Here is an 11307-nt window from a genome sequence, read left to right on the forward strand (position 1 = left end):
TAGAATCGCGGGCTTCTGCCCGAGCTGAGCTGTCATGTCCCAAGCCCTGTACGAATCCCGCCTGCCTTCCCTCCCCCTGCTCGGCCGCGGCAAGGTACGCGAGAACTACGCGGTGGGCGAGGACCGCATCCTGATGGTCGCCAGCGACCGCCTCTCGGCCTTCGACGTCATCATGGGCGAGCCCATCCCCGGCAAGGGCGCGCTACTCACCAAGATGGCGCTGTTCTGGTTCGACAAGCTGCAAGGCATCGTGCCCAACCACCTGACTGGTGACGACCCGCTGGCCGCGGTCGCGACCGATGCCGAGCGCGAGCAGATCCGCGACCGGGCCATGCTGGTCAAGCGCCTCAAGCCCCTGCCCATCGAGGCCGTGGTGCGCGGCTACCTCGCCGGCAGCGGCTGGGCCGAGTACCAGAAGACGCAGAGCGTCTGTGGCGTGGCCCTGCCCGCGGGCCTGCGCAATGCCGACAAGCTGCCCACGCCCATCTTCACGCCCGCCACCAAGGCCGAGATGGGCGACCACGACGAGAACATCAGCTTCGAGCAAGCGGCCGCCATCATCGGCCCCGAACTGGCCGCCCGGGTGCGGGACATCTCCATCCAGCTCTACCAGCGCGCGGCTGATTTCGCCCTCACCAAGGGCATCATCATTGCCGACACCAAGTTCGAGTTCGGCCTGGACGCCGACGGCACGCTCACGTTGATGGACGAAGTGCTGACGCCCGACTCCTCCCGCTACTGGCCGGTCGAAAGCTACGCGCCGGGCAGCAACCCGCCGAGCTACGACAAGCAGTTCGTGCGCGACTGGCTGGAGGCCGTGCGCATCGACGGCCAGCCCTGGGGCAAGAAGGCGCCCGCGCCGGCCCTGCCGCCCGAGGTGATCGCCAACACCGTGCAGAAGTACGAAGAGGCCCTGCAGCGGCTGACGGCATGAGCGTGAGTGCCGCGGCGCCCGTGAAGCTGCGCAGCCGCCTGGCGCAGAAGCTCGACGCCGAGATCGCCTCGGCCGCCGCCGTGCCGGCGCGTGCTGCGGTGCTGCAGGTACAGCGCGCCATCCTGTGGCTGCGCCACGGTCGCGAGGCGGAGGCCCGTGAGGAACTCAACCGGCTGCAGGCGCGTGCCCTGGTGCACCCGCGGGTCGACCTGGCCGCCTGGCTGCACCTGGCGGAGGGCCTGACGGCCTACTTCAGCGCCTTCGGGGGCGGGGCGCGTGAACGCATTCGCCGCGCCCACGTGATGGCGGCTGCCGCGGGTCTCAAGGGCTTGCAGTCGATGTGCGATGCCTGGCTGGCGCAGATGGCCTTCGTCGAGCGTGACATCGACAGCCTGGTCACGCATGCCACCGCGGTGCTCGCCGCGCCCGCCGACAACGGTGCAGCCTGCCGCGTGGCCTCCGCCCTGGGCATGGCCTGGGACCTGGCCCAGGACGAGGCCTCGGCGTCGTCCTGGTACGCCTGGGGGCGCCGCGCCGGCAGCGCCGATGGCGACGACGCCGCGCTCGCGGCCTTGCTCTACAACCAGATGCAGATGCGCGCGCTGCGCATCCGGCATGCGGCGCTGGCCGGCGAGCCCGGTGAGGCACCGGCCGTGTTGCTGGGGGTCGATTCCATCGGGCATTTCGACGATGCCGTCGGCGGATCGGCGCGGGCCGACCTGACGCCGTTGCTGCGCGCACAGCTGCTCACCGTGCAGGGCGACTTTGCCGCGGCGGCGGCGCTGCTCGAAGCACACCTGCCCGAGGCCATCGCCGCTGGCCTGGCCCGTACGGGCGGCAGCCTGCTGGCCGACCTGGCCTGGTGCTGGGCCAACACCGGTGATACCACCCGCGCCCGCGCGCTGGCCGACCAGGCCGCGGTCGAGGTGCTGGCCGAAGACTCCCCCCACTGCGACCTCGACGAACGCGCCGCGCTGCACGCCCGGCTGGCGCAGGTCTATGCGCGCTTGAACGAAGCCGGCCTGGCCGCCCGCCACGGCGACGCGGCCCAGGCGGCTTGGGCCGATGACGCCGCCCAACGTCGACTCTGGGCGGCCCGCTTGAGCAGCGCGGGTTTGGGTACTCCGCCACGCTGATCCCGCTTTTATCGGCCGTTCGGCGGCCTTGGGCTGCGTTACGCTCATTGGTCTATGACCGCCGACGCCCGCGACGACGCCACGCCCAACGCCTTGCCGGTGGGCACACGCTTTGGCGAGCTGGAGATCCTCGGCACGCTGGGGGTGGGCGGCTTCGGCATCGTCTACCTGGCACGCGACCACGCGCTGGAGCGCGACGTGGCGGTCAAGGAATACATGCCCAGCCAGTTCGCCTCGCGCGACGGGCGCAGCCATGTGTCGGTGCGCGCGGCCTCCATGCGCGAGACCTTCGAACTGGGGCTCAGCAGTTTCGTCAATGAAGCCAAGCTGCTCGCGCGCTTCGATCACCCGTCGCTGCTGAAGGTCTACCGCTTCTGGGAGGCCAACGGCACCGCCTACATGGCCATGCCGCGCCTGAGCGGCCAGAGCCTGCGCGAGGCCCGCACCACCCAGACCACGCCGCCGCCGGCCGCCTGGCTGAGGCGCATCTTCGACGCGGTGCTCGGCGGCCTGGAGACCCTGCATGCCCAGCAGGTCTGGCACCGCGACGTGGCGCCGGACAACATCCTGCTGCCGGCGGATGGCGGCCCGCCCATCCTGCTGGACTTCGGCGCGGCCCGCCAGGCCATCGGTGACCGAACGCAGTTGTTCACCGCCATCCTCAAGCCCAGCTTCGCGCCCATCGAGCAGTACGCCGAGGCCACCACGCTGCGCCAGGGGCCGTGGACCGACTTCTACGCGCTGGCGGCCGTCATGTACGAACTGCTGACGGGCCGCCCGCCGCCGCCCGCCACGGCCCGTGCGATGACCGACGAATGCGAGCCCCTGGCTGCGCAGGCGCTGGCCGGTTACGAGTCGGCCTTCCTGGCCGGCCTGGACTGGGCGTTGCGCGTGCCGCCGCACCAGCGGCCCCAGACGGCGGCGGCCTGGCGCGAGGTGCTGGACGGTCGCGCCCCGGTGCCCGCGCCCCAGGCCGCGGCGCCGCGGCCCGCACCGGTGCCGCCACCGCCGCCCCCGGCGCCGATGCAGCTGCTGGATCTGGAGTTCGCCGACACCGTGCAGGCCGTGCCCTCCCAGTTCGAGCTGCCGGAGGCGCTGGCGGCGCAAATGAGGGCGCCCGAACCGCCGCCCAAGGCTGAGGCGCAGCGGGTCCTGAAACCCCGCAAGCCCAAGCCGCCGGCTTCGCCCACGGCCAAGCCGGCCGCGCCGACGCCCTGGCGTTATGGGTCCGGCCCGTTGATCCTGGGCGGTGGCGTCGCGGCCCTGGTGCTGCTGGGGGTCTTCGCGCTGCAGTTGCGCCCGCGCCCGGCGCGTCTGGAGGTGGCGCAGCCCGCGCCCGAGGCCTCCGCGCCCGCAGCCTCGGCAGCCATGAGCGACGCGGCGGCGAGTGCGCCCGAGGTGGCGGCGGCTTCTGCCCCGGTCGTGCCGGTGGCGTCAGCGGTACCCGCCAGCGGCGCCGTGCCCACGGCGAGCCCGCCTCCCCGCCCCGCCGTGGCCCGGCGCGAGCCCAAGCCCATCCTGACCGAAAAGGCGGGTGAGTTCAGGCCGGTGGCGTCGGCGGTTGTCGAAGCTCCGGCGTCTGTGGCCGCCAGCGCGGCGCCCAAGCCGGCGCCCGAGCCCGCACCGCCGGCCGAGCCCAAGACGGCCAGCGAGGCCTGCGGGGGCCGCGTGCTGTTCGCGCGGGCCTGGTGCATCGACCGGCAGTGCGAGAAGCCGATCTACCGGGACGACCCCGACTGCGTGCGGCTGCGCGACATCCGCAGCAGCCGCAACAACAACAACCCCTGAGGGTTGCCGCTCAGAAGAGTGCCATCGACAGCTTGCGGCGGTAGCTGTCGATCAGCGGGTCGCTCTGCACGACGGCGGCCTTGCCGGCGATTTCGAGCGTGCCGGTCTTGGCTTCAGCCGCCGGCTTCGGGGCGGGCTTGGTCAGCAGCTCCAGGATGGCCACGTAGGTCTTGCGCGCGGCTTCGCCGTTCCAGGTCTTGTCGCGCATGATGATCTCCAGCAGCTCGTCCATGGCCTCGGTGAAGCGCTGGCTGGCCAGGTGCAGCTGGGCGAGCGTGAAGCGGGCGTCGAAGTCGCGCTTGTTGGCGGCGATGGCGGCCTGCAGGGCGGCAGGATCGGCACCCGCCGCAGCATCGAAGGCCGTGAGCCAGGTGGCCAGGGCCGCCAGGCGCGGGGCCGGCGTCAGGGTGTCGGCCGCCTTGGCCGCCACCGGGGCAAAGGCCTCGCGGGCTTCGGCCAGCAGCCCCAGCTCCAGCAGGGCCTTCACGTAGTCGAAGCGGGCCGCATCGTTGGCGGGGTCGAGCTCCACCGCGTGGGCGAGCTTGCCCAGGGCCGACTCCAGGTCGCCGTCTTCCAGCAACTCCTGGGCTTCGGCGAGGTCTGCCTCGGCTTCGAGTTCTTCACCGGCGGGCACATGCTTGTCCAGGAACTCGCGGATCTGGGCCTCGGGCAGGGCGCCCACGAAACCGTCCACCGGCTGGCCGCCCGCGAACATCACGCAGAACGGTATCGAGCGCACGCCGAACATCTGGCTGAGCTGCCCGGCGATCTCGGGCACCTCGTCGCTGTTGAGCTTGGCGAGCGTGAAGCGACCGGCGTAGGCCACCTCCAGCTTTTCCAGGATGGGGCCGAGCGTGCGGCAGGGGCCGCACCACGGCGCCCAGATGTCCAGCAGCACGGGACGCTGCTGGGAGGCGACGATCAGTTCGGCTTCGAAGTTCTGGAGGGTGATGTCGATCATGGCTGCAAGGTGGTCGTCGGGGCAGTTGGTGTCTCGGCTTCTACAATTCAAGGCTTTCCAGAGCCCCGGAGCGAGACCTTGTCCACCCCAGCCCCCCAGAACCCCGACGCCGTCATCGGCATCGTCATGGGCTCCAGCAGCGACTGGGAGACGATGAAGCTGGCGGCCGAGATTCTGACCGAGTTCGGTGTCGCCTTCGAGGCGCGCGTCGTGTCGGCCCACCGCATGCCCGACGAGATGTTCGCCTACGCCGAGGCCGCCAGCGGCCGGGGCCTGAAGGCCATCATTGCCGGCGCGGGCGGCGCGGCCCACCTGCCGGGCATGCTCGCCGCCAAGACCACGGTGCCCGTGCTCGGCGTGCCGGTGGCCAGCCGGCACCTGCAAGGCGTCGACTCGCTGCACAGCATCGTGCAGATGCCCAAGGGCATTCCGGTGGCTACCTTCGCCATCGGCAATGCCGGTGCCGCCAACGCGGCGCTGTTCGCGGTCGCCATGCTGGCCACGGGCGACGCCTCGCTGCTGGGCAAGCTGCAGGCCTTCCGCGCCCGCCAGACGGCCGCCGCGCAGGCCATGACCGAGGAACTCCGCTGATGCCGCCGCTGCTTCCCGGCACCGCGACGCTCGGCGTCCTCGGTGGCGGCCAGCTCGGCCGCATGTTCGTGCACGCCGCCCAGGCCATGGGCTACCGCTGCATCGTGCTCGACCCCGACGCCATCAGCCCGGCGGGAGCCGTGGCCGAGAAGCACATCCAGGCCGACTACCTCGACCACCTCGGCCTCGCCCAGCTGGCCCGCGACTGCGACGCCATCACCACCGAGTTCGAGAACGTGCCCGCCCTGGCGCTCGAAACCCTGGCCGGCATGCGCGTGGTGGCACCCGCTGCGGCAGCCGTGGCCGTCTGCCAGGACCGGGCGGTCGAGAAGGCGCATTTCGAGTCGGCCGGCGTGCCCTGCGCGCCGCATGCCGTCATCACGAACGACATCGAGCTGGCCGCTGTCGACCCGGCCTTGCTGCCCGGCATCCTCAAGACCAGCCGCATGGGCTACGACGGCAAGGGCCAGGTGCGCGTGAAAACCGCCGCTGAACTGGCCCAGGCCTGGAACGACCTCAAGCGCGTGCCTTGCGTGCTGGAGCAGATGCTGCCGCTGAAGGCCGAGCTGAGCGTGCTGGTGGCGCGCGGCGCCGATGGCCAGGTGGTGACCTACCCCGTGCAGCAGAACCTGCACCGCGGCGGCATCCTGGCGGTGACCGAAGTGCCGGCGCCCGACGTGCCGGCCGAGGTGGCCACCCTCGCCATCGCGTCGGCCCGCCAGGTGGCGCAGGCGCTGGCCTACGTCGGCGTGCTGTGCATCGAGTTCTTCTGGCTGGACGACGGCCGGCTGGTGGTCAACGAGATGGCACCGCGCCCGCACAACTCCGGCCACTGGACGATGAACGGCGCCAGCGTGTCGCAGTTCGAACTGCAGGTGCGCGCCCTGGCCGGGCTGCCACTGCCCGAGCCGCGGCAGCACTCGGCGACCGTCATGCTCAACCTGCTGGGCGACCTGTGGTTCACCGCCGAGGGCGGTCCCACGCCACCGGCCTGGGACCGCTTGCTGGCCCTGCCCGGCACACATCTGCACCTGTACGGCAAGGCCGAAGCGCGGCACGGCCGCAAGATGGGCCACTTGAACATCACCGCCGACACGCCCGAGGCGGCGCATGCGGTGGCGTTGCAGGCGGCGGCGCTGCTCGGCCTGCCCACCGACTTCTGATGCTGGCCCTGCCTGGTCATGACCCGCAAGCCATCCAGGCCGCTGCCCGCTGCCTGGCCGAGGGCGAGCTGCTCGGCCTGCCGACCGAGACCGTCTATGGCCTGGCGGCGCGTGCCGACCAGGACGCCGCGGTCGCCAAGATTTTTGCCGCCAAAGGGCGGCCGAGCGATCACCCGCTGATCGTCCATGTGCTGGACGCCGCCGCCGCCGACACCTTTGCCGATCACCTGCCGACCACCGCGCGCCGGCTGATGGACGCCTTCTGGCCAGGGCCGCTGACCGTCATCGTGCCGCGCAAGGCGGGCGTGGCCCAGGCCGCGGCCGGTGGGCACGCCACGGTGGCCTTGCGCTCGCCGGCCCACCCGGTTGCCCGCGCCGTGATGGCGGCCGCCCGCGATCTCGGCGTCGATGGCCTGGCCGCCCCGAGCGCGAACCGCTTCGGCCGCGTGAGCCCGACCCAGGCCCGGCATGTGGTGGAGGAGTTCGGCCCGGGGCTGATGGTGCTGGACGGCGGTGCCTGCGATGTGGGCATCGAGTCCACCATCGTCGACTGCAGCCGGGCCCGCCCGGCGCTGCTGCGCCCCGGCCTGCTGGCGCAGTCGCGCATCGAAGCGGTGCTGGGCGAGCCCCTGATGGCGCCCGACGCTGCCGCGCCCAAGGCCTCGGGCACGCTGGCCGCGCATTACGCGCCCAGCGCCCGCGTGCGGCTGCTGGATGCCGAGGCGCTGGCTTTACGTTTTGCCACAGCGAGCGCCAGCGGGAGTCTCGAAGGGCTGGCGGTATATTCACGCGCCCAGCTCCCGGCGTGGCGCTGGCAGGCAATGCCGGCCGACCCGGCGGCAGCCGCCCACGAACTGTTTGCGGTGCTGCGCGAGCTGGACGCCGCCGGCGCCCGGGAAATCTGGGTCGAGGCGCCGCCCCGCGATCCGGCCTGGGCCGGTGTGCGAGACCGGCTGAGCCGGGCCGCCGCCGCCTTCACCGATTGAGTTTTGTCCCTGAGTTGATCGTCATGCAACGTGTTGTCTCCCAGAATCTGAAGCGCACCCTGGCCCTGGCCGCGGTGGCGGCAGCCGCCCTGCTGGCGGGCTGCGGCGGTGGCAGCACCCAGCAGATCGACCCCTTCTCGCCCACGCGGGTCATCGCCTTCGGCGACGAGAGCGCGGCCATCCTGCAAAGCGGCAAGAAGTACGGCGTGAACGGCCTGAACGCCGACACCCAGCTCATCGACTGCCGCATCAACCCCAACTGGGCGCAGGTGCTCGCGAGCGGTTTCGGCTTCGTCTATCCGCAGTGCAACAACGACTTCGTCGCGCTGCCCCAGGGCATCATGTACACGGTCGATGGCTACAAGGTGGCCGACGTGCGCGACAAGATCGACCAGCATCTGTCCAACGACCGCTTCGGCCCCAAGGACATCGTCGGCATCATGGTCGGCGTGAATGACATCCTGGAGCTGTACCGCCAGTTCCCGCAGCAAAGCCGTGATTCCCTGATCAACGAGGCCAAGGCCCGCGGCAGGCTGCTGGCTGACCAGGTCAACCGCATCGCCAACGCCAATGGCCGCGTGGTCGTGAGCACGATCTTCGACGTCGGCCTGACGCCCTTCGCCCAGAAGGAAAAGCTGCAGCAGACCGACATCGACCGCGCGGTCTTCCTGAACGACCTGAGCACGGCCTTCAATACCGCGCTGCGGCTGAACGTGCTGAACGACGGCCGCCTGGTGGGCCTGGTGCTGGTGGACGAAACCGTGCAGCAGATCTCGCGCTTCCCGGCGGCCTTCGGCTACACCAACGTGACCGACGCCGCCTGCCGCACCGATATCGCGCGGCAGGACTGCACGCCCAACACGCTGGTGACCGACGCCAACACGACGCAATGGCTGTGGGCGGGCGACACCCTGCTCAGCCCGGTGGCGCAGCAGCGCATCGGGACGCTGGTGCTGTCGCGCGCCAAGAACAACCCGTTCTGAACGTCCCACCCCGTACCGGCTTCGCCGTGCCAAGGCCAGTGGCCTTGTCGTTGCGCAGGCAACAAGAGCCCACTGGGCTCTTCTTGTCCGGCTTCACCCCCCTCAAGGGGGCACTCGCGGCTGCCCGGCAAAGCCGGATCAGCGCGAGTTGCTGGAGAGGCGGCCGGCCTGCGGCGGGCTTGGGCTGTCGCCTGCGAGGCGGCCGTTGCCGGCGTCAGGAGGTGCTCGAACGGAGTTCGCGGCGCAGGATCTTGCCGACGTTGGTTTTGGGCAGCTCGTCGCGGAACTCGATGAACTTGGGGCGCTTGTAGGCCGTCATCTGCTGGGCGCAGTAGGTGGCGAGGTCTTCCTCGGCCAGGGCCGGGTCGCTCTTGACCACGAAGAGCTTGACCGCCTCGCCCGACTTGGCGTCAGGCACCCCCACCGCGGCGCATTCGAGCACGCCCGGGAAGAGGTTCACCACCTGCTCGATCTCGGTCGGGTACACGTTGAAGCCGCTGACCAGGATCATGTCCTTCTTGCGGTCGACGATGCGGACATAGCCGGTCGCGTCCATGATGCCGATGTCGCCGCTCTTGAAGAAGCCGTCAGCGGTCATGACGTTGGCGGTCTCGTCGGGGCGCTTCCAGTAGCCGGCCATCACCTGCGGGCCGCGGATGCAGATCTCGCCGCGCTCGCCCAGCGGCACGTCACGGCCGTCGTCGTCGCGGATGGCGATCTCGGTGGACGAGATCGGCAGGCCGATGCTGCCGTTGAACACCCGCAGGTCCAGCGGGTTGATGGTGGCGGCCGGCGAGGTCTCCGACAGGCCGTAGCCCTCCACCACCGGGCAGCCGGTGACCTTGAGCCATTTCTCGGCCGTGGCCTGCTGCACGGCCATGCCACCGCCGTTGGAAATGACGAGCTCGGAGAAATCAAGCCGTGAGAAGCCCGGCTCGTTGGCCAGCGCGTTGAACAGCGTGTTCACGGCCGGGAAGATGTGGATCTTGTGGCCGCGCAGCGTTTCGATGAAGCCGGGGATGTCGCGCGGGTTGGGCACCAGGATGTTGAGGTGGCCCATCCGTGCGCCCAGCATGAAGCAGGCCGTCAGCGCGAAGATGTGATACAGCGGCAGTGCGCAGACGTTGGTGAACTGCATGTCCCCGCTGGCAAATCCGGGGAGCTTGGCCAGCATCGGCTGGAACCAGGCCTCCACCTGCAGGATGTTGGCGACGATGTTGCGGTGCAGGAGGGTGGCGCCCTTGGACACCCCGGTCGTGCCGCCGGTGTACTGCAGGAAGGCGACGTCGTCCGGCCCGAGCTCGGGCTTCTTCAGGTTGAGCCGCTCGCCGTGGCGCAGCGCCTCGTTGAAGCGCACCACCGTGCGACCTTCGCCCACCGGCAGGCGGAACTCCGGCACCATCTTCTTGAGGTGGCGCACCGCAAAGTTGATCAGCGGGCCCTTCCACCAGTTCAGCAGGTCGCCCATCGAGGCCAGCACGACGTGCTTCACGTCGGTGGCGGCGATGACCTCCTCCAGCGTGTGCGCGAAGTTCTCCAGCACGACGATCGCCCGCGCGCCGGAGTCCTTGAGCTGGTGCTCCAGTTCGCGCGGCGTGTACAGCGGGTTGACGTTCACCACCACGAAGCCCGCGCGCAGGATGGCCGCGATGGCCACGCCGTACTGCAGCACGTTGGGCATCATGATGGCGACGCGGTCGCCCTGCTTCAGGCCCTGGGCCTGCAGCCAGGCGCCGAGCTGCAGGGAGAGCTGGTCGATCTCCGAGAAGCGCATGCGCTGGCCCATGCAGATGGCGGCGTCGCGCTGGGCATGCTTGCGGAAAGCCTCTTCCAGCAATTGCACCAGCGAGCGATAGACGCCGGTGTCGATGCTGGCGGGGACGCCAGCCGGGTAGCTCGCCAGCCAGGGCTTGGTGGCGGATGTCGCCTCGGGGACAGCGGTGGCTTCTTCGGCAAGGACGGCAGTCATCGGCGGGGCCCTTCTGGCGTGCAACGCGTGGAGCCGTTGATGGTGGTTCGCCCGGTTACTTCAAGCTAGGGGAGTTGCCCTAGGGTTGTGGCGTCCGCTTGAAACAAACCGCGTGCGAGGGCGTCCTCGCGCTGTCGCACAGTCGACAGGAACTCCGCTGCGCCACGCATCGCGCGGAAGGTGTCGAAGCCGCATTCGAGAAAGTTCTGCAGCGCCCCCAGCCCCGCAAGCTGCGCCGGGCCGCGCATCAGCCGCAGCGACTGGCGCAGCAGCGGCTTGCGGGTGAGACGGTCCAGCGCATCGCCCACGGCCATGGTGAGTTCGATCTGCTGCTGCCGGGCGGCCGGCTCGCCGCAGGCGCGCCAGGCGTCGGCATAGCGTGCGGGCGTGATGTCCGCTGAGTCGAGCCGTTCGGCCATGCGGGTGTCCAGTCGCTCGGAGAGGGCGTGCAGGCGGGCCAGGCGGGCCACGGTCTCGATCACTTCGTCGGGGAAGAGCCGGGTCAGCGTCGGGATGACGCGGGCGAACTGCGCATCACGCTGGCGGAAGTCGTCGGGGCCGTAGAGCTCCTGCAGGAAGAAGCGCGTCGCCGCCTGGTAGCGCGGGTGGGCCAGCAGGTCGGCATAGGTCTGTGCGAAACGCCGTTGCTGGTAGGCCTTGAGCGCCTGCACCCGGGCGTCGAGCTCTGGCTCGGCGGCGCGGCGGGCGCGCTCGGCGTCGACGGCGCGCAGTTCGTTCAGCAGGGAGTCAGCGGTCAGCGGGTCCATGGGGTAGGCCCCATTTTGGCGCGCTTAGA

Annotated in this window: 10 protein-coding genes; 7 read left to right on the forward strand and 3 right to left on the reverse strand. The window is 70.5% G+C overall.

All coding sequences use genetic code 11. From position 1 onward, the window contains the following. Positions 1 to 34: 34 nt before the first annotated feature. The 3 genes from CDO81_RS22405 to CDO81_RS22415 are packed head-to-tail and all read left to right on the forward strand — an operon-like array spanning position 35 to position 3858. Positions 35 to 934, forward strand: a complete 900-nt coding sequence (locus tag CDO81_RS22405; RefSeq protein WP_088485478.1) for a phosphoribosylaminoimidazolesuccinocarboxamide synthase — start codon at positions 35 to 37, stop codon at positions 932 to 934. Beyond that, positions 931 to 2070 (forward strand): hypothetical protein, encoded by a 1140-nt coding sequence (locus CDO81_RS22410; RefSeq protein ID WP_088485479.1) that lies wholly within the window; start codon positions 931 to 933, stop codon positions 2068 to 2070. The genes CDO81_RS22405 and CDO81_RS22410 overlap by 4 nt, the downstream gene beginning before the upstream one ends. Before the next feature lie 54 nt (positions 2071 to 2124). After that, positions 2125 to 3858, forward strand: coding sequence for a serine/threonine protein kinase (locus tag CDO81_RS22415; protein ID WP_088485480.1), 1734 nt, complete (start codon positions 2125 to 2127; stop codon positions 3856 to 3858). Between the two features lie 10 nt (positions 3859 to 3868). Here CDO81_RS22415 and CDO81_RS22420 read toward each other — a convergent pair whose 3' ends face one another. Next, positions 3869 to 4819: a tetratricopeptide repeat protein gene (locus CDO81_RS22420; RefSeq protein WP_088485481.1), complete on the reverse strand. Its 951-nt coding sequence runs from the start codon at positions 4817 to 4819 to the stop codon at positions 3869 to 3871. Positions 4820 to 4945: 126 nt separating this feature from the next. Here CDO81_RS22420 and purE point away from each other — a divergent pair, with 126 nt between their 5' ends. The 4 genes from purE to CDO81_RS22440 are packed head-to-tail and all read left to right on the forward strand — an operon-like array spanning position 4946 to position 8542. Continuing rightward, the gene (purE, locus tag CDO81_RS22425; protein WP_088485589.1) at positions 4946 to 5410 is read left to right on the forward strand and encodes a 5-(carboxyamino)imidazole ribonucleotide mutase; all 465 of its coding nucleotides are present in this window, start codon (positions 4946 to 4948) and stop codon (positions 5408 to 5410) included. Continuing rightward, positions 5410 to 6573 carry a 5-(carboxyamino)imidazole ribonucleotide synthase gene (locus tag CDO81_RS22430; protein ID WP_088485482.1) on the forward strand — a complete coding sequence of 388 codons (1164 nt, stop codon included), beginning with the start codon at positions 5410 to 5412 and terminating at the stop codon, positions 6571 to 6573. The genes purE and CDO81_RS22430 overlap by 1 nt, the downstream gene beginning before the upstream one ends. After that, positions 6573 to 7559, forward strand: coding sequence for an L-threonylcarbamoyladenylate synthase (locus tag CDO81_RS22435; protein WP_088485483.1), 987 nt, complete (start codon positions 6573 to 6575; stop codon positions 7557 to 7559). Before CDO81_RS22430 ends, CDO81_RS22435 begins: the two co-directional genes overlap by 1 nt. A gap of 23 nt (positions 7560 to 7582) precedes the next feature. Next, on the forward strand, positions 7583 to 8542 hold the full coding sequence (locus CDO81_RS22440) for an SGNH/GDSL hydrolase family protein (RefSeq protein WP_144397361.1): 960 nt from the start codon (positions 7583 to 7585) through the stop codon (positions 8540 to 8542). 214 nt (positions 8543 to 8756) lie between these two features. On the opposite strand, the gene CDO81_RS22445 is transcribed toward CDO81_RS22440, so the two are convergent. Beyond that, positions 8757 to 10511 carry a long-chain-fatty-acid--CoA ligase gene (locus CDO81_RS22445; RefSeq protein ID WP_088485485.1) on the reverse strand — a complete coding sequence of 585 codons (1755 nt, stop codon included), beginning with the start codon at positions 10509 to 10511 and terminating at the stop codon, positions 8757 to 8759. Positions 10512 to 10576: 65 nt separating this feature from the next. Then, positions 10577 to 11278 (reverse strand): DUF8198 family protein, encoded by a 702-nt coding sequence (locus tag CDO81_RS22450; RefSeq protein WP_088485486.1) that lies wholly within the window; start codon positions 11276 to 11278, stop codon positions 10577 to 10579. Positions 11279 to 11307 lie beyond the last annotated feature (29 nt).

The organism is Roseateles puraquae, from assembly GCF_002205845.1.
In the GTDB taxonomy this organism is placed as follows: Bacteria; Pseudomonadota; Gammaproteobacteria; order Burkholderiales; family Burkholderiaceae_C; genus Pelomonas; species Pelomonas puraquae.